21 protein-coding genes are annotated in these 16,820 nt (G+C 71.8%); 11 read left to right on the forward strand and 10 right to left on the reverse strand.

Features of this window, described 5'->3' with window-relative positions; all coding sequences use genetic code 11:
- Window positions 1-24: 24 nt before the first annotated feature.
- A complete protein-coding gene (dmpI, locus tag ABD987_RS31255) occupies window positions 25-207 on the forward strand; it encodes a 4-oxalocrotonate tautomerase DmpI (protein ID WP_345402098.1) in 183 nt (60 codons plus the stop codon).
- Window positions 208-481: 274 nt separating this feature from the next.
- Here dmpI and add read toward each other — a convergent pair whose 3' ends face one another.
- On the reverse strand, window positions 482-1,459 hold the full coding sequence (gene add, locus ABD987_RS31260; protein ID WP_345402101.1) for an adenosine deaminase: 978 nt from the start codon (window positions 1,457-1,459) through the stop codon (window positions 482-484).
- Window positions 1,460-1,585: 126 nt separating this feature from the next.
- Here add and ABD987_RS31265 point away from each other — a divergent pair, with 126 nt between their 5' ends.
- The 3 genes from ABD987_RS31265 (at window position 1,586) to ABD987_RS31275 (ending at window position 2,679) form a co-directional block, all read left to right on the forward strand.
- Window positions 1,586-2,035, forward strand: a complete 450-nt coding sequence (locus ABD987_RS31265) for an SRPBCC family protein (protein WP_345402104.1) — start codon at window positions 1,586-1,588, stop codon at window positions 2,033-2,035.
- A complete protein-coding gene (locus ABD987_RS31270) occupies window positions 2,032-2,358 on the forward strand; it encodes an ArsR/SmtB family transcription factor (protein ID WP_345402107.1) in 327 nt (108 codons plus the stop codon). The genes ABD987_RS31265 and ABD987_RS31270 overlap by 4 nt, the downstream gene beginning before the upstream one ends.
- Before the next feature lie 111 nt (window positions 2,359-2,469).
- A complete protein-coding gene (locus tag ABD987_RS31275) occupies window positions 2,470-2,679 on the forward strand; it encodes an antitoxin (RefSeq protein WP_345402110.1) in 210 nt (69 codons plus the stop codon).
- Between the two features lie 105 nt (window positions 2,680-2,784).
- On the opposite strand, the gene recQ is transcribed toward ABD987_RS31275, so the two are convergent.
- Both recQ and ABD987_RS31285 read right to left on the reverse strand, forming a co-directional pair.
- Window positions 2,785-4,614 carry a DNA helicase RecQ gene (gene recQ, locus ABD987_RS31280; protein WP_345402113.1) on the reverse strand — a complete coding sequence of 610 codons (1,830 nt, stop codon included), beginning with the start codon at window positions 4,612-4,614 and terminating at the stop codon, window positions 2,785-2,787.
- A gap of 50 nt (window positions 4,615-4,664) precedes the next feature.
- The gene (locus ABD987_RS31285) at window positions 4,665-5,528 is read right to left on the reverse strand and encodes an SMI1/KNR4 family protein (RefSeq protein WP_345402115.1); all 864 of its coding nucleotides are present in this window, start codon (window positions 5,526-5,528) and stop codon (window positions 4,665-4,667) included.
- Between the two features lie 44 nt (window positions 5,529-5,572).
- On the opposite strand from ABD987_RS31285, the gene ABD987_RS31290 reads away from it, so the two are divergent.
- Window positions 5,573-6,007 carry a DUF6314 family protein gene (locus ABD987_RS31290; protein WP_345402118.1) on the forward strand — a complete coding sequence of 145 codons (435 nt, stop codon included), beginning with the start codon at window positions 5,573-5,575 and terminating at the stop codon, window positions 6,005-6,007.
- A 4-nt stretch (window positions 6,008-6,011) separates the two neighbouring features.
- Here ABD987_RS31290 and ABD987_RS31295 read toward each other — a convergent pair whose 3' ends face one another.
- Complete coding sequence (locus ABD987_RS31295) at window positions 6,012-6,356, reverse strand: ArsR/SmtB family transcription factor (protein ID WP_345402121.1); 345 nt, start codon at window positions 6,354-6,356, stop codon at window positions 6,012-6,014.
- Between the two features lie 62 nt (window positions 6,357-6,418).
- Window positions 6,419-6,895, reverse strand: a complete 477-nt coding sequence (gene soxR / locus ABD987_RS31300) for a redox-sensitive transcriptional activator SoxR (protein WP_345402124.1) — start codon at window positions 6,893-6,895, stop codon at window positions 6,419-6,421.
- A 98-nt stretch (window positions 6,896-6,993) separates the two neighbouring features.
- Between soxR and ABD987_RS31305 the strand changes: the two genes are divergently transcribed.
- Complete coding sequence (locus tag ABD987_RS31305) at window positions 6,994-7,587, forward strand: NADPH-dependent FMN reductase (protein ID WP_345402126.1); 594 nt, start codon at window positions 6,994-6,996, stop codon at window positions 7,585-7,587.
- Between the two features lie 72 nt (window positions 7,588-7,659).
- On the opposite strand, the gene ABD987_RS31310 is transcribed toward ABD987_RS31305, so the two are convergent.
- On the reverse strand, window positions 7,660-8,232 hold the full coding sequence (locus ABD987_RS31310; protein ID WP_345402128.1) for a TetR/AcrR family transcriptional regulator: 573 nt from the start codon (window positions 8,230-8,232) through the stop codon (window positions 7,660-7,662).
- Window positions 8,233-8,313: 81 nt separating this feature from the next.
- On the opposite strand from ABD987_RS31310, the gene ABD987_RS31315 reads away from it, so the two are divergent.
- The gene (locus ABD987_RS31315; protein WP_345402130.1) at window positions 8,314-9,231 is read left to right on the forward strand and encodes an SDR family NAD(P)-dependent oxidoreductase; all 918 of its coding nucleotides are present in this window, start codon (window positions 8,314-8,316) and stop codon (window positions 9,229-9,231) included.
- A gap of 1 nt (window position 9,232) precedes the next feature.
- Here the strand turns inward: ABD987_RS31315 and ABD987_RS31320 are convergent, their stop codons facing one another.
- On the reverse strand, window positions 9,233-10,495 hold the full coding sequence (locus tag ABD987_RS31320) for an FAD-dependent oxidoreductase (RefSeq protein WP_345402133.1): 1,263 nt from the start codon (window positions 10,493-10,495) through the stop codon (window positions 9,233-9,235).
- Window positions 10,496-10,561: 66 nt separating this feature from the next.
- Between ABD987_RS31320 and ABD987_RS31325 the strand changes: the two genes are divergently transcribed.
- On the forward strand, window positions 10,562-11,221 hold the full coding sequence (locus ABD987_RS31325; RefSeq protein WP_345402136.1) for a TetR/AcrR family transcriptional regulator: 660 nt from the start codon (window positions 10,562-10,564) through the stop codon (window positions 11,219-11,221).
- Here the strand turns inward: ABD987_RS31325 and ABD987_RS31330 are convergent.
- From ABD987_RS31330 to ABD987_RS31340, 3 genes are read right to left on the reverse strand one after another with little or no spacing between them, the layout of a single operon-like run.
- Complete coding sequence (locus tag ABD987_RS31330; protein ID WP_345402139.1) at window positions 11,145-11,648, reverse strand: hypothetical protein; 504 nt, start codon at window positions 11,646-11,648, stop codon at window positions 11,145-11,147. The genes ABD987_RS31325 and ABD987_RS31330 overlap by 77 nt on opposite strands.
- Window positions 11,645-13,099: an ATP-binding protein gene (locus ABD987_RS31335; protein WP_345402142.1), complete on the reverse strand. Its 1,455-nt coding sequence runs from the start codon at window positions 13,097-13,099 to the stop codon at window positions 11,645-11,647. The genes ABD987_RS31330 and ABD987_RS31335 overlap by 4 nt, the downstream gene beginning before the upstream one ends.
- Complete coding sequence (locus ABD987_RS31340) at window positions 13,096-13,779, reverse strand: response regulator (RefSeq protein ID WP_345402145.1); 684 nt, start codon at window positions 13,777-13,779, stop codon at window positions 13,096-13,098. Before ABD987_RS31340 ends, ABD987_RS31335 begins: the two co-directional genes overlap by 4 nt.
- Before the next feature lie 111 nt (window positions 13,780-13,890).
- On the opposite strand from ABD987_RS31340, the gene ABD987_RS31345 reads away from it, so the two are divergent.
- From ABD987_RS31345 to ABD987_RS31355, 3 genes are all read left to right on the forward strand, one after another.
- Window positions 13,891-14,823: a phosphatase PAP2 family protein gene (locus tag ABD987_RS31345; protein ID WP_345402148.1), complete on the forward strand. Its 933-nt coding sequence runs from the start codon at window positions 13,891-13,893 to the stop codon at window positions 14,821-14,823.
- 172 nt (window positions 14,824-14,995) lie between these two features.
- Window positions 14,996-16,078 (forward strand): sensor histidine kinase, encoded by a 1,083-nt coding sequence (locus tag ABD987_RS31350; protein WP_345402151.1) that lies wholly within the window; start codon window positions 14,996-14,998, stop codon window positions 16,076-16,078.
- The gene (locus ABD987_RS31355) at window positions 16,075-16,806 is read left to right on the forward strand and encodes a response regulator (RefSeq protein WP_345402154.1); all 732 of its coding nucleotides are present in this window, start codon (window positions 16,075-16,077) and stop codon (window positions 16,804-16,806) included. Before ABD987_RS31350 ends, ABD987_RS31355 begins: the two co-directional genes overlap by 4 nt.
- Window positions 16,807-16,820: the final 14 nt, after the last annotated feature.

Here is a 16,820-nt window from a genome sequence, read left to right on the forward strand (position 1 = left end):
AAACGACCAGGAAGTGACCCGATCATGCCCATCGTGACCGTGCAGCAGGGACCCCGCGACGTCGAACTCAAGCGGGAGCTGGTCCGCCGCGTCACCGACGCGTTCGTCGACGCGCTGAAGGTCCCGGCCGACAGCGTGCAGGTGTGGATCCAGGAGGTGCCTGCCGACAGCTGGGGGATCGGCGGGAAGCTCACCGCGGACAAGTAGCGCCGCCCGCGCCGTCCTGGGGGCGGCGCGGTCCGTGAATGCCACATTCAGGGCCTCACTAGGAGCGGTGTGGTCTCGCGGTGGGGGTGTGCTGAAGGACGCCTTCGGTGCGCTCAGTGCACTGAAGGCGTCCTTCAGCGCGGCCAACGCACTGAAAGCGTCCTTCAGCACCCCCGCCCACCCCGGGAAAGCCACCAGCATCGCTCACCGTCCCCCACACTCCGTTCGGGACGCGGGCTTCGGCTGGGACGGTGTCGCCGATGCGGTGGAGTGGCTATTCGCCGAGCCAGGCGTCGATGTCCGCGTGGACGGCCTTTTTCGTTGCCGCGGGGGCGAACGAGGCGTCGACGCTCGCCCGTGCCAGGTCCGCCAGCGCGACGTCGTCGTAGCCGAACGTGGCGCGGGCACGGGCGTACTCGTCGGTGAGCGTGGTGCCGGTGACCGAGGGGACGTCGGTGTTGAGCGTGACCGCGAGACCGGCGTCGATCAGCCGGGGGAGCGGGTGCTCGGCCAGCGACGGGACGAGCCCGAGCGTCACGTTCGAGGACGGGCACACCTCCAGCGCGATGCCCTCGTCCCGGACACGGGCGACCAGCTCGGGATCCTCGAGGATCCGGATGCCGTGACCGAGCCGTTCGGAGCGGCCGACGTCGAGTGCTTCGCGGATGCTCTCCGGCCCGGCGTCCTCGCCCGCGTGGTGCACCAGGTGCAGCCCGGCGGCGTGGGCGCGTTCACACACCTCGGCGAACGGGGCGAGGGGATGGCGTTCCTCGCCGGCCATGCCGATGCCGAGCACGCCCTCGTCGTGGTGGCGCAGGGCGAGGCCGAGCGTGCGTTCGGCGCGTTCGACCGAGCGGCGACGCGAGTGGTCCAGCAGGACCCGCCACTCCAGGCCGTGCTCGGCGCCGCCCTCGGAGAGTCCTTTGAGGACGGACACGAGCGGCATGTCCGGCTCGCCGAGCCGTTCGGCGTGCGAGGCGGCGGTGAACGTCACCTCGGCGTAGCGGGTGCCCTGAGCGACTTCGTCCGCGCAGAACTCGCGCGCGACGCGCTCGAAGTCCTCCGGGCGGCGCAGGCATTCGCGGAGCAGCGCGTTGTAGTCGGCGAAATCCCGGAAACCGGTGAACTCCGGTGCCCCGGGCGGCACGTCGATCCCGTTGGCCTCGCCGATCTCCCGCAGGGTCTTCTGCCGGATCGTGCTTTCGAGGTGGATGTGCAGATGAGCCTTGGGCAAGGTCGTGAGATCCCGCATGACCGTGATCCTGCCGGACCGGGGTGGCCGGGCGCGCGGAGTTTTCGGGTGCAACCCGGAAGTTGCGCGTCATCGACCTGTGTGCAACCCTGGGGTTGCACATCGACCGGCTACGGAAGGACGACCATGACGAAGGACCGGATCGAGCAGGAGATCGTCATCGACGCGCCCGTGGAGCGGGTGTGGGCGGTGCTGACCGAGCCCGAGCACGTCGGACAGTGGTTCGGCCACGGCGAGCCCCCGCCGATCGACCTGCGCCCCGGCGGCGTCATGCGGCTGGACCACGGCGAGCACGGCGAGTTCCCGACGGTGTTCGTCGAGGTCGAGCCGCCGCGTTACCTGTCCTACCGGTGGGCGAGCGGGTTCCCCGGCGAGGTGGCGACCGAGGCGAACTCGACGCTCGTGGAGTTCACCCTGGTGCCGGAGGCCGGCGGGACCCGGCTGAGCGTGGTGGAAAGCGGGTTCGCCACCCGGCCGCCGGGCTCGTCGCGGGACGACAGCTACGAGAGCCACGAAGACGGCTGGTCGAAGGTCCTCGTCGCGGTGCGGGAGCGATCCGAGAAACTGACGGTATGACGACTGGTCCCGGCCCGGCCGAGGAGGTGCTCGCGGCGCTCGCCGACCCCACCCGGCGGCAGCTGCTCGACCGGCTCGCCGCGCACCCCTCCGCGACGGCGACGCAGCTGGCCGGGGAACTCCCGGTGAGCCGTCAGGCCGTGGTCAAGCACCTGGCGGTGCTCGACCGGGCCGGGCTCGTCAGCGGGTGGCGCGACGGCCGGGAACGTCGGTACCGGGTGCGGCCGGAGGCGCTCGCGGACACCGCCCGCTGGCTCGACCACCTCGCCGCGCGCTGGGCGGGCCGGTTGGCGGCCATCAAGCGGATCGCCGAGTCCGGCTGAGCCGCTGGTGCTGAGGGACGCTTTCAGTGCCCGTCACCCGGTGGGCGGGAACCCCGGGCACCCCGCTTCGCGTTGGAGAGGTGAGACGCGATGCAGGAGGAGACGAGTCCAGTGGGATTTCTGAAGAAGCTGACCGTGGTCGCGGGCGCGGCCACCGCGGCGCGCGCGTACGCGAAGAAGAACCCGGAAAAGGTGAACGAGTTCGTCGGCAAGGCCGCGAGTTTCGTCGACAAGAAGACCAACGGCAAGTACCGCGAGCAGATCGGCGGCGCCGTCCGCAAGGTCGGCGACGTCACCGGCAAACCCCCGCGCGAGGCCTGAGCGCCGTACCCGGAGCGTCGGCTCGCGTACCGGAAGGGTCGGCTCGCGTACCCGGAGGGTCGGACGGCGAGCCGACCGCCGGGGTACGCGAGCCGACCGTCCGGGTCAGTCGGCGAGGGCGTCGAGGACCTGCTGGCCGTATTTGACGAGCTTGTTCTCGCCGACGCCGTTGACGGTGCCGAGCTGGGCGAGGGTGGCCGGGCGGTCGGTGGCGATCTGACGCAGGGTCGCGTCGTGGAACACGACGTAGGCGGGCACACCCTGCTCCTTCGCGGTCGCGGCCCGCCAGGCCCGCAGCCGCTCGAACAGCGGAGCGGCCTCGGCGGGCATCTCGACGGCCGCGGCCGCGCGGCGAGCCGGTTTCGCGGCCTTCGCCGCGCGCTCCGGTTCCCGGCGCAGCATGACCTGGCGCTCGCTGTTCAGCACCGAGGCGCTGTCCTCGGTGAGCACCAGCGAACCGTAGTCGCCCTCGACCGCGAGCATGCCCTGGGCCAGCAGCTGCCGCACGACCGCGCGCCACTCCGGCTCCTTCAGCTCGGTGCCGATCCCGAACACCTTCAGGGTGTTGTGCTGGAACTGCTGGACCTTCGGGGTTTCCTTGCCCAGCAGGATGTCGATGATCTGCCCGGCGCCGAACTTCTGCCGCCGCTCGTTGCGCAGCCGCACCACCGTGGACAGCAGTTTCTGCGCGGGAATCGTGCCGTCCCACTTCTCCGGCGGCGCGAGACAAGTGTCGCAGTTGCCGCACGGCTCGGCCTTTTCCCCGAAATAGCCGAGGATCTGCGTCCGGCGGCATTCCACCGTCTCGCACAGCGCCAGCATCGCGTTGAGGTGGGCGCCGAGCTTGCGCCGATGCGCGTCGTCGCCCTCGGAGGTGTCGATCATCTTGCGCTGCTGGACGACGTCCTGCAGGCCGTAGGCCAGCCACGCGGTGGACGGCTGCCCGTCGCGCCCGGCGCGGCCGGTCTCCTGGTAGTAGCCCTCGACCGACTTCGGCAGGTCGAGGTGCGCGACGAACCGGACGTCCGGTTTGTCGATCCCCATGCCGAACGCGATGGTCGCGACCACGACCAGCCCGTCCTCGCGCAGGAACCGCGACTGGTGCCGCTCGCGGGTGCGCGCGTCCAGCCCGGCGTGGTAGGGGACCGCGGGAATTCCGTTGCCCGACAGGAATTCCGCGGTCTTCTCCACGGAGTTACGGGACAGGCAGTACACGATCCCGGCGTCGCCGGGATGCTCGGTGCGCAGGAATTCGAGCAGCTGCCGCTGGGGCGAGTTCTTCCCGACGATGCGGTACTGGATGTTGGGCCGGTCGAAGCTCGCGACGAAGTGCCGAGCCTCGTCGAGCTTGAGCCGGGTGGAGATCTCCCGGTGCGTGGCCTCGGTCGCGGTGGCGGTCAGCGCGATGCGCGGCACGTCCGGCCAGCGTTCGTGCAGCGCCGAGAGCGACAGGTACTCCGGGCGGAAGTCGTGGCCCCACTGGGACACGCAGTGCGCCTCGTCGATGGCGAACAGCGAGATCTTGCCGCGGTCGAACAGCCGCGCCGTCGACTCCATCGCCAGCCGCTCCGGCGCCAGGTACAGCAGGTCGAGCTCGCCGGTGACGAACGCGTCCTCGACCTGCTGACGCTGGGTGAAGTCCTGGGTGGAGTTGAGGAATCCCGCGCGCACGCCGAGGTTGCGCAGCGCGTCGACCTGGTCCTGCATCAGCGCGATGAGCGGGGAGACCACCACGCCGACCCCGGGACGCACCAGCGCGGGGATCTGGTAGCACAGCGACTTCCCGCCGCCGGTGGGCATCAGGACGAGCGCGTCGCCGCCGGCGACCACGTGCTCGACGATCGCGGACTGGTCGCCGCGGAACGCGTCGTAGCCGAACACCCGGTGCAGGGTGTCCAGCGCTTCACTCGGGGGAGCCGTCTCGGGGAGAGCCACCCGGCAGATTCTAGGCCCGGGGTACGACAGGGCGGCTCGCCCGGGTGCGGTCAGCGCCGGATTTCCCAGTCCAGCACGCCTTTTTCCACTTTCGGCGGGTAACGGCCGAACGCGGGCCGCCCGGTTTCGAGCGCGGTGGCGGTCTGTTCGAGCAGGTCGGTCAGGCCGGTGGGCCAGCGGTCGAAGTTCGCGTCACCCTCGTTGTCGTGTTCGCCGAGCCGTCCGTCGCGCCCCTGCCGCTGGTCGAGGAACAGGTTCTCCCCGCTGCCGTCCACGGCGAAGGGCAGCCATTGGCCGTGCCACCACGAACCGGTACCGGAACCGATGACCGGTTCGCCGAGCACGGTGCAGAGCGATTTCGCCTCGCGGGCGATCCCGTCGATCGAAATGGGCTGATAGAACGGAGGAAAGGTGAAGCCGTTACCGCCGATTTGATCGAAACCGCTGTGCCGGCGCAGTGAAGCGACGAGTTCCGCGGGGAACGGCACCCCGATCTCCCGTTGCGCGGCGGCGACGCGGGCGGGGTCGGCGGGCGGGCCGAGCCGGGATCCGGGAGCGTGCGCGACGAGCCAGCGTTCGATACGCGCCCACGCGGCGTCCACCCGTGCCGACACCGCGGTGGAGACGTCGGGCAGCCGGTCCGGGCCCTGCCCCGGACGGCAGCCGGTGTCCACCGGGGCGCCACTCGGCGGCGCCGGGATCGGCGCCGTCGGCACCCCGCTGGAGGCGTACCGCGAGGGTGGCATCGGCCGCGCGCTCGCGCTCGCGTACGAACCCCCGGGGACCAGCATCGCCCGTGTCATCCCGGACGCGTGCCAGCTCGAATCCCGGCGTAGCACCGCGTACCCGAGCCCGCCCGCGATCACCAGGCTCGCGACGACCACCACGACGGCCCTGCCCTGCCCCCTGCGCATGGGCACCGACTATGCCGCGCGGGCCCACCCCGCACAATGGCCGGGTGGACACCTATCTCCCGGTCCCGGATCTGGCCGCCTACTTCACCGGTACCTGGCGGCTGACGCGGGACATCGTCACCACTGGCGGCGGGGACGCCGGCGCGGTCACCGGCACGGCGACGTTCACCCCGGCCGAAGACGTCCTGGTCTACGTGGAGGAGGGCGAACTGCGGCTCGGTGGCTACGTCGGCCCGATGAGCCGCACGCTGCACTACCGCCTCACCGGGCTGGACCGGGCCGAGGTGCACTTCGACCACGGCGGGTTCTTCCACGACCTCGACCTGGGCGCGGGCCGGTGGTCGACCGACCACCCGTGCCGGGCTGATCGCTACCACGGCGAGTTCCGGGTCCTCGACGACGCGCGCTGGCAGCAGGAGTGGACCGTGACCGGACCGGCGAAGGACCACGTGATCCTCACCCGGTTCGTCCGGTTGTGACGGGTCAGCCGGCCTCGTCGGCCAGCCTGCGCTCGCGTTTGCCCCTGGCCAGTTCGGTCGCCAGCGCGTCGAGCGGGCCGGTCCAGAACCGCCGGTAGCGGTCCAGCCAGCCGTCGATCTCCCGCAGCGGCGCGGGGTCGACCGCGTACAGCCGCCGGGTGCCCTCGGCCCGGACGGTGGTGAAGCCGTTCTCCCGCAGCACGCGCAGGTGCTGCGACACCGCGGGCTGGGAGATCCCGAACTCGGCGCGTACCACCGCGGTGACGTCGCCGGAACTCCGCTCGCCGTCGGCGAGCAGATCGAGGATCCGGCGCCGGACCGGGTCGCCGAGGACGTCGAACGCGTGCACCCGGTAATTCTAAAAGCTCGCGCTTATGTAAGTCAACGACGCGACTCGCGGTCCACTGTGGACTATCGCGGGTAGCCGTCGGTGCGGTGGTCGGGCAGCCGCTGCGGTCCCGGGCCCCGCACGCCGAGTTCGTCGCCGCGGTTGGCGAGGCGGCAGCGGTTCAGCGACATGCAGCCGCAGCCGATGCAGTCGGTCAGCTGGTCGCGCAGCTGCTCCATCGCCCGGATCCGCGCGGTCAGATCCTTCTGCCAGCACCGGGAGATCCGCGCCCAGTCGGCGCGGTTCGGCGTGCGGTCCTCGGGCAGCAGGCCGAGCACCTCCCGGATGGCCGACAGTGGCATGCCCACCCGCTGGGACATCCGGATGAAGGTGACCCGGCGCAGCGTGTCCCGGCGGTAGCGGCGCTGGTTGCCCGCCGTCCGCTTGCTGCGGATGAGCCCTTCGTCCTCGTAGAACCGCAGCGCGGACGCCGGGACGCCGCTGCGCCGGGAGAGCTCGCCGACGCTGAGGTCCGGCAGCTCGGTGGTCGTGGTCGCCATGCGGACAGGATAGCCGGAAACCGGGTCTTGACTTCAAGCGAGCTTGAAGTTCCACGCTGGTACGCAGATCGATTTCCGCACAGATTATGGAGGTTCGTGTGTCCGAGGTTCCCGTCCGGCTCGCCGTCGTCGTCGGCAGTGTCCGGGAAGGACGGTTCGCCCCGGTGGTCGCCGACTGGTTCGCCGGTGAGGCGGCCGCGCACGGCCGGTTCGAGGTCGACGTCGTCGACCTGGCCGAGCCGGAGCTGCCCATGGTGCTGCCCGCGTTCGGCGCCACGCCCGGCCCGGCGGTGCTCGCCGAGGTCGCCAAGGTGACGCCCCGGCTCGCCGGGGCGGACGCGTTCGTGGTCGTCACCCCCGAGTACAACCACAGTTATCCGGCGTCACTGAAGAACGCCATCGACTGGCACAACCCCGAATGGCACGCCAAGCCGGTCGGGTTCGTCTCCTACGGCGGGATGTCCGGCGGGTTGCGCGCGGTCGAGCACCTGCGTGGCGTCTTCGCCGAACTGAACGCGATGACGATCCGCGAAACCGTCAGCTTCCACGGCGCGCACACCCGGTTCGGGCCCGACGGGAAGCCGAAGGACGCCGAGGCGACTTCGGTGGCCGCGAAGGCTCTTCTCGACCAGCTGGAGTGGTGGGCGAGGACGCTGTCGGCGGGCCGTGCCGAACGGGCCTACCCCGCCTGAGGAGTCTCTGAAGGCCACCTTGAGGGCGTTGAGGTCCCTCAAGGTGGCCTTCAGAGACCGTCGGTGCCCGAGTCAGAGGTCGGGCCAGCCGCGCCGCAGGTGCGCGAAGGCGGTGTCCAGCGCCGCGAGCGGATCCGGCTCCCGGCTCGCGAGGTCGGGGATCTCCAGCACGAAGCGGGCCAGTACCCGCAGCGAGAGGTCGTCCTCCGCGCGTCCGGTCTCCTCCGCGAGGGCGTGGGCGAGCGCGGATTCGTTGCTCGCCCACAACGCCCTCGCGTGGGCGCGCAGCGCGGGGGTGGCGAGCACGAGTTCGGTCCGGCGCCGGAACTCCCGCGGGAGATCGGTGGCGAAGGGGCCGCGGGTGGCGAGGAACTCGCGGAGCGCGTCGAGGACCGACGTCCCGTCCGCGCGCTCCCGTACCGCCGCGGTCAGCGCCGCCCCGCGCTCGCCGCCGTCGCCGAGGACGAGGGCTTCCTTGCCGCCGGGGAAGTGCGCGAACAGGGTCGACACCGCCGTGTCCGCGGCTTCGGCGATCTCCGCGACCGTGACCTTGTCGAACCCGCGCGCCAGGAAGAGCTCCAGTGCCGCGTCGGACAGCGCCTTGCGGGTGGCGGCCTTCTTGCGCTCCCTCCGTCCGGTTGTCATGCCGGGGAGTCTACCTGGAGCGGAAATCACTCCGAAATCGGAGTCATTGCGACTTTGTAGTTACTCTGGCAATCTGGGGTCATGACATGGGACGTACATCGGCTGCCCCGCGCCGAGGGGAAGACCATCCTGATCACCGGGGGCAACGCGGGGATCGGGTACTTCGTCGCCGAACAGCTGGCCGGCGCCGGCGCCACCGTGGTGCTCGGCTGCCGGAGCGCGGCGAAGGCGGAGGCCGCGCGGGCGTCCATCCGGCACCGGGTGCCCGGCGCGCGGGTCGGCCACGTCCCGCTGGACCTGGCCGATCTGTCCGCGCTGAAGGCCACCGTGGACGCGCTGGAACAGGCCGCGCTCGACGCCGTGGTGCTCAACGCCGGGGTGCTGCTCGACGAACCGCCGCGCCGGGAAACCGCGGCCGGGCACGAGCTGATGTTCGGCACCAACCACCTCGGCCACTTCGCGCTGACCGGACTGCTGCTGCCGGTGCTGGCGGCCGCGCCGGCCGCCCGGGTCGTCACCACCGGCAGCTTCGCGGCCAAGTCCGAGCACCTGGACCTCGACGACCCGCAGAGCACCCTGGACTACCGGCCGAAACGCGCCTACGCGCGGTCCAAGCTGGCGCAGATGTGTTTCGGCCTCGAACTCGACCGGCGCCTGCGCGCGGCGGGGAGCACGGTTTCGAGCGTGGTGTGCCATCCCGGCGGCGCGCTCGACTCGCTCACCCCGTCCCGCCCGCCGGTCCACACGCGGACGGCGGGGGAGCGGCTGCGCGGCCTGCCGCTGGCCGCGGTGGTGCAGGGCAAGGAATCCGGCGCGTGGCCCGCGGTCAGGGCGGTGCTCGACCCGGCGGTCACCGGCGGGCAGCTGTGGGGCCCCCGGGTGTTCGGGCTGCGCGGCCTGCCGCGGCTCGAACCCGTCTGGGACAACCTCGGTGACCCCGCGGTCGCGGCCCGGCTGTGGGCGGCCAGCGCCGAGCTGACCGGTGCCGAGCCGGTCTGATCTACAGTGGACTGTCCAGTGAGGACGGTGACCGCCTGGCGAACGGCGGGGCGTGTTCCGGCCGCAGCCCGACACCGCCGAGGTAGGCCGCGACCCCGCGCAGGAACGGCATCCGGCGCACCAGGCGCAGCGGCACCGGCAGCCGGTCCGCGTGCAGGGTTCCTTCGAGCGCGGGCTTGATCAGCATCGCGTGCTCGCCGAGCTGGGACCGCTGCACCGCGGCCATCGGCAGCCACCGGCGACGCCGGACGGCGGCGAGTTCGCCGGTGGTGACCCGGCCGCGTCGCAGCGGTTCCGCGAGCAGCGCCGCGGTCGCGACGGCGTCCTGGATCGCGAGGTTGACCCCGACCCCGCCCACCGGTGACATCGGATGCGCCGCGTCGCCGACGCACAGCGCCCCGTCCGCGTGCCAGCGGTCCAGCCGCCCCATGCGCACGTCGAGGAACTTCACGTCCTCCCACGAGGTGATCGCGGCCAGTTGCGCCGTGTCCCAGCCGAACAGGTCGCCGAGCCGGGCCCGGAACTCCGCCAGGCTTTCCTTGCGCAGCACGGCGTCCTGGCCCTTCGGGATCAGGTACGAGGTCTGGTAGTAGTCGTCGCGGTCCATCGTGACGGCGGCCTGCCCGCCGCCGAACCGCCCGAAGACCCCCTTGTCCTGCTTCGGGTCCGCGCCCTTCGGCACCCGGACCTGCCACACGTCCATCGGCACGGCGAACTCGCGCAGCCGCAGGCCCAGCGCCTCGCGCACGGTGGACCACCGGCCGTCGCAGCCGACCGTGAGCGTCGCGCGCAGTTCGTGGATCCCGCTGTGCTGATCGCGGTAGCGCACGCCGGTGACCCGGCCGTGCTCGCGCAGCAGGCCCACCACCGCGCAGCCCATCCGCAGGTCGAACGTGGGCTCGGCGCGCCCGGCGCCGGCGAGCAGCCCGAGCAGGTCCGCCTGCGGGACCATCGCGATGTGCTTGTGACGCCCGGGAATCCGGCGGAAGTCGGCCATCGTGACCTCGGCGATCTCGGTGCCGCCGATCCGCAGGTGCATCTGTTCGAGGACGCCGCGGGGCAGCCGGGCGAACCGCTCGCCGAGGCCCAGCTCGTCGAGCAGCCGCAGGGTGGAGGGATGCACGGTGTCACCGCGGAAGTCGCGCAGGAAGTCCCGGTGCTTCTCCAGCACCACGACGTCGACGCCCGCGCGGGCGAGCAACAGTCCCAGCATCACGCCGGCGGGGCCACCTCCGGCGACACAGCAGCGCACGCGTTCCGTCATGCCGCCGACGCTAGCACAAACTTAGAGTCTCTCTAAGTTTAGAGTGACCGTAGTAACCTGGCGGACATGGCGGGACTGCGTGAAGCGAAGAAGGCACAGACGCGGCGTGCGCTCGTCGGGGCGGCGTTGGAGCTGTTCGGCGAGCACGGCTACGAACGGACCACGGTCGCCGAAATCGCCGAACAGGCGGGGGTTTCGCCCGCGACCTTCTTCAACTACTTCGCCACGAAGGAGGACGTCGTATTCGCCGACCAGCACCTCTACGACGAGATACTGCGCGAGGTCTTCGCGGCCGCGGACGGCACCGAGCCGATCGCCGAGTTCGTACCGCGCACGGTGCGGGCGCTGGCGACGGCCCCGGCGTGGAGCTTCCCGCTCGACGACCCGCTGACCGCCGTCCGCGCCCGGCTCATCGCGTCGGTCCCCGCGCTGCGGGCGGGATTCCTGCTCCGCAACGCCGTCTTCGCCGACAGCTGGGCCCGCGCGCTGTGCGAGACCTACCCCGGTGTGCTCACCGAGGCCACCGCCGCGACGCTGACCGGCGCGGTGATGGGTGCCCTGCAGGGCGGGTTCGGCGCCTATTCCGGCGGGGAACCGCTGGCCGACGTCGTGACCCGCGCGGCGGAGTACGTCGTGGCCGGTTTCCCGCTCAGTTCGTCAGACAGCCCTTCGAGGCGATCGAGCCGTCGGAACCGTTCAGCCGGAAATCGGCCACGTAATAGCTGACCCGGTTGAGCCGGGTCGCCGCGGTCGTGGCGGTACAGGTGAGCTGGTTGACCGCGTTGGCCGACAGCGTCCGCACCGGGAAGGGGACGCTGATCGCCATCCGGCGGGGGTCCTGGTCGTCGCTGCCGATCTGGCCGTTCGCCCAGGGCAGCTCGGTGCCGTACCCGTTGGCACGGGCCTCGAAATCGGGGCCCCGCAACAGGACCGACAACGCCTTGCCGACCGGCACCGGGCCGCTCGCCGGGCGCGTCACCGAGGTCACCCGGCCGTCGAGGACGAAGTACAGGACCAGGGTGTCGGACTCGGTGCCCGTGGCGGGCAGGAACGGTGCGGTCCCCGCCGGTACCGCGCCCTCGGTCGGCTGTACGCCACACGCGCCGACCGACAGCAGGGCGGCGAGCGCGCCCAGTTTCGCCAAGCGCTTCACGGCCGCGCCCCCGCCGCCGGGTACCGGGGGAGCGAGAAGGTGAACCGGGCGCCGTCCGGGGTGTTCGACGCGGTGAGGTCGCCACCGTGCAGCCGGGCGTTCTCGCGGGCGATGGCCAGCCCGAGCCCGCTGCCCTCCGAACGCGCGCGGGAGGTGTCCGCCTTGGTGAACCGGTCGAACACCCGGGGCAGCGTCTCCTCGGGGATGCCAGGGCCGTGGTCCTCGACGGTGAGCACGACGACCTCGCGCCCCGCACCGTCCACTGTGTCCTCCCCGGTGCGCACGCGCACCTCGACCGGCGGCGCCCCGTGCCGCAGCGCGTTGCCCACGAGGTTCGCCACGACGATGTCGAACCGCCGCCGGTCGAAGATCGCCGTACGCCCTTCGGGCAGGTCGACGGCCAGGCCCTCGCCCACCCGCCAGCCGCGCGCGGCCAGGCAGTCGGTGACCGCGGTGGCCAGATCCCACTCCTCCAGCCGCAGTTCCGCGCGGCCCGCGTCGAACCGGGAGATCTCGACCAGGTCCTGCACCAGCCGGGTCAGCCGCTTGGTCTCCGCGGAGACCAGCCGGGCGGCCACCGCGGTGTCGGCGGGCAGCTGACCGGCGTCCTCGTCGAGCACATCGGTCACCGCGTTCATCGCCGCCAGGGGCGTCCGCAGTTCGTGGGAGACGTCCGCGACGAAGCGGCGCGCGTCGGCCTCCATCTCCCGCAGCGTGCCGACCGTGCGCTCCAGTTCCGCCGCGGTGTTGTTGAAGGTGGTGACCAGCTGGGCCAGCTCGTCGGAGCCCTTGGCCTTCAGCCGGACGTCGAGCTGGCCGTGCCCGAGCTGGCTCGCGGCCGTGTTCAGCGCGCGGACCGGCCGGAGCACCTGGCGCGCGGCGAGCAGGGCCAGCGCGATCGCGAACGGCAGGGCCAGCAGGGTGGTCTGCCAGGCCGACTTCGCGAGTTCGTCGATGGCGGCCTGCTGCTGGTACAGCGACACCGTCGCGTAGACCTCGACGCCGCTGTGCGTGGTCCGGCCGTCGGCGGTCCTCGTCAGCAACGGCAGCCCGAACGCGAACCGTGGGATGCCGTCGTCGACGACCCGCTGGAACTGGACGGAGTCCGCGCCGGCGACCGCGGTGCGCAACTCCGGCGGGATCTGGCTCAGGGAGGTGCCGGTCGAGGAGCGCATCTGCCCGTACACCACCACTGCGCCGTCCAGCGCGGACGCGAACGTGTCCAGCGAGGACTGCGTCGGCGGTGTGGCCAGCAGGACCATGTTCGCCTTGACCCGCTCGACCAGGGTGTCCATGGCCGGGTTCTGCACTCCCCCGAGGATCGTGGTGCGGCTCGTGACGTAGGTCGCGCCGGACGCCGCCGCCGCGCCGAGGATGGTCACCAGCGCGAACGCGGCGGCCAGCCGTGGCCGGAGCCCGGCCAGCCAGGTCGGGAGCGGCGGCCGTTTCACGTACGGCCGAACCGGTAGCCGAACCCGCGCACGGTCTGCACGTGATCGGGCCTGGCCGGCACGTCCTCGATCTTGGCGCGCAGCCGTTGCACACACGCGTCGACCAGCCGCGAGTCGCCGAGGTAGTCGTGGTCCCACACCGCGGAGAGGATCTGCTGGCGGCTGTACACCTGGCCGGGGGTGCGGGACAGCTCCAGCAGCAGCTTCAGCTCGGTCGGGGTCAGCGAGACCCGCTCGCCGCGCTTGGTGACCTCCATGGCGGCGCGGTCGATCACCAGGTCACCGTGGCGCTCGGCGGATCCGCCGCCGGTCCGCTCGCCTGCCACGCGGCGCAGCACCGCGCGGATCCGCGCGTCGAGCACCCGCGGTTCGACCGGCTTGGTCACGTAGTCGTCCGCGCCCGCCTCCAGCCCGGCGACGATGTCGATGTCGTCGCTGCGCGCGGTGAGCATGATGATCGGGAGCTCACCCACCGCGCGGATCCGGCGGCAGGTCTCGAAACCGTCCATCCCGGGCAGCATGAGGTCGAGGACCACCAGATCCGGCCGCCACTGCGTGAGCACCTCGAGCCCGCGCTCACCGGACTCGCCGGTGCGCACCTCGTGTCCCTGCCTGCGCAGGGCGAGCTCCAGTCCTTCCCGGACGGACGCGTCGTCCTCGATCACCAACACCTTCGCCACCCCGGCCATTATTCGGAAAACGCGCCGGGTGCGCGACCGCGCGGGATCTTGTAGCGAAACCATGACATCACGCTGACGAAACCACGAAAAGCCGCGCCGAGACTCGGGGACATGGCAGTGACGTTCTTCGAGGCCCTCCCGACCACCCGGCCCGCGGCGGCGCGGCACGCACTGGCGGTGCGTGCCGCGTCACGCACCGCCGTGCTCGTGGCGAACGCGGTCGGGTTCGCCGCCGCCTTCGTGGTGGCGTACCTGCTGTTCGTCCGCACCGACGCCGGGCAACGCGCCGAGAACGGCGTCGTGCACAGCGCGCAGTCCGTCGTCAAGTCCACTGTGGACTGGGCGGCGCCGCTGCGGTCGGCCGACCTCGTCGTGGGGCTGGGGGCCGCCGCCATCGTCCTCGTCGTGGCGGCGCTGGCGCGCGGCCGGTTCACCCTCGGGGTGTCCGCGCTGCTCCTGCTCTCCGCCCCGTTGATGGTGGCCCAGCTGCTCAAGCTGTACGTGCTCGAACGGCCGGAGATCCGCGACGGGTTCGGCGTCGCCGGGCACAACAGCTTCCCGAGCGGGCACGTCAGCGCCGCCATGGCCGTGCTCCTCGCGGTCGCCGTCGTGCTGCCGCGCCGGGCCCGGCTCCCGATGCTGCTGACCGGCGCGCTCGGCGTCGGCTGGGTCGCCGCGGCGACGATCGCGCTGGGCTGGCACCGGCTCAGCGACACGCTCGGTGGCTGCGCGCTCGTCGCCACCGCCTTCTGCGCCGGGGGCGCGCTGATCTCCTCGCGCCGCCCGGACGGCAGCCGGATCCCCGTCGTCCCGGTGGCGCTCGGGCTCGTCACCCCGGTACTGCTGGTGCTCGGCGGCTACGCCGTGCTGAGCAGCGCGACCTCCGAATCCGCCCGGTTCGTGGCCGCGATGGTGCTCGCCGCGGTGTCGGCGGTCGTCGTGGTGGTGCTCGTCGCCCTGCCCCTGCACAAGGTCGGGTTCGACCGCAGGGCGGGCCGCTCGGCACGGGACCGCGCCCTGATCGCCTCCGCCGACCGGCGGTAGCCCCGCGCGACGACCGCCGGTCACCCGGTTCCCCTGGCGGACCCGTCGCCGGAATCCGGGCACCCATTCCCCCTGCCCGCGCAATATGCTGGTGGGAAGGGGGTGGAAGGTGACTGCGCCCAACAGACGGTGGTCGTGGCCCCGGGTGCCGGGGCCACTGAGCGTGCCCTTGGTGCAGGACAGCATGCTCGCCGCGCTGCTGTGCGCGGCGTGGTGGGTCTGGCTGCTGTCCGGCCACGCGGAGAACGACCTGCCCTTGAGGATGGCCGTCGCCGGGGCCTGCACGTTGCCGCTGGCTCTCCGCCGCCGCGCGCCGCTGCTGTCGTGGGCGGTGGTTCTGGTGGCGGCGATGGTCGTGGCCTGGTGGAACGTGTCGAACGCGGTGGGCGACATCCCCACCTTGCTCGCGGTGTACAGCGCGGGTAACCATCTCGCGGGGCGTCCTCAGGCCGCTACCGGGCTGCTCACTTTGGCATGGAGCCAGTCGATCCCGCTCCTGCAGGGGCAGACCGGGACCGCGAGTCCGTTCGTCGGTGGTCTGCTGTTGTTCGGTACCGCCTGGCTGCTCGGCGCGCAGCACCGCCGTACTCGCCAGTTGACCGGCCAATTGCGGCTCGAGCAGGAGATGAACGCACAACGAGCGGTCATCTCCGAGCGCAGCCGCATTGCCAGGGACCTGCACGACGCGGTGGCACATCACATCAGCGCGATCAGTGTGCACGCCTACGCGGCGAGCGAGGCGCTCGACCGTGACTCGGCGGTCGCCAAGGCCAGTCTCGGACATGTCGGCGCCGCGAGCAGGGCCGTGATTTCGGAAGCCAGATGGATAGTCGGGTTGCTCGACAGCGAGGACGACCATCGTGTTCAGCCGTCCCTGCGCGAGGTCGACCGGCTGACCGAGCCGATCCGCGCTATCGGCGGTGAGGTCACGATCACGGTCGCCCCGGCCGCGCTGCGCCTGCCGGAAACGGCGCAGACCGCGGTGTACCGCATCCTGCAGGAGGCGTTGACGAACGTCGTCAAGCACGTCGGCCCGGTGCGGGTGCGCGTCACGGTGGAGCGGTCGGGCGGCGAGTTGCGTGTCGAAGTCGTCAACGCCCGGGGCGCGACCCGGGCGCGCCGGGATGCGAAAGCGGGGCGCGGGCTGGTCGGGATGCGAGAACGCGCGGCGCTCTTCTCCGGCACGCTCGACGCCGGCCCGCTGCCCGACGGCGGGTACCGGGTCAAAGCCGTCCTGGAGGTGGAGGAACCGTGACTGTGCGCGTGATGCTCGTCGATGACCAGGACGTGGTGCGCGCGGGACTGCGCCTGCTGCTGAACGGCAGGGGAGAGTTGGAGGTCGTCGCCGAGGCGACGGACGGCCAGGAGGTGCTCGAGACCGCGATCCGGCACCGGCCGGACGTGATCGTGATGGATGTCCGGATGCCGGCGATCGACGGTGTGGACGCGATCGGCAGACTGCGAACCCGGTGGCCGGGCGATCTCGGGCCGTGTCCCGCCGTCCTCGTGCTCACGGCGTTCGACCTCGATTCCTACGTGTCCGCGGCACTGCGCGCCGGCGCAGACGGGTTTCTCCTGAAGACGAGTACCCCGGACGAGCTCGCGACGGGTATCCGCGTGGTCGCCGCCGGCGAATCCATTCTCACGCCACGCATTACCCGGCGGGTCATCCGGCAGTACGTCGGCGCGGCGCCACCGGTCGCGGGTTCCTACACCGCGGCCGCGGGCGGCGAGAAGCACTCCGACTCGGCCGTCACGGCGGCCCGTGAACGGCTGACCGAACTGACCGAGCGCGAGCTGGCGGTGCTGCACCTGATCGCGCTGGGTCAGTCGAACCAGGAAATCGCGACGCGGCTCGGGCTCAGCGAACCGGCGGTGAAGAGCCGGGTCGCCCGGCTGCTGGGCAAGCTCGGCCTGAACAACCGGGTGCAGGCGGCGATCGTCGCCTACGAGTCGGGGATCGCTACCTTTTCGACGGGATGATGAATCGAAAGTTT

Origin of the sequence: Amycolatopsis samaneae, assembly GCF_039541975.1 — a bacterium.
Classification (GTDB): Bacteria; Actinomycetota; Actinomycetes; order Mycobacteriales; family Pseudonocardiaceae; genus Amycolatopsis; species Amycolatopsis samaneae.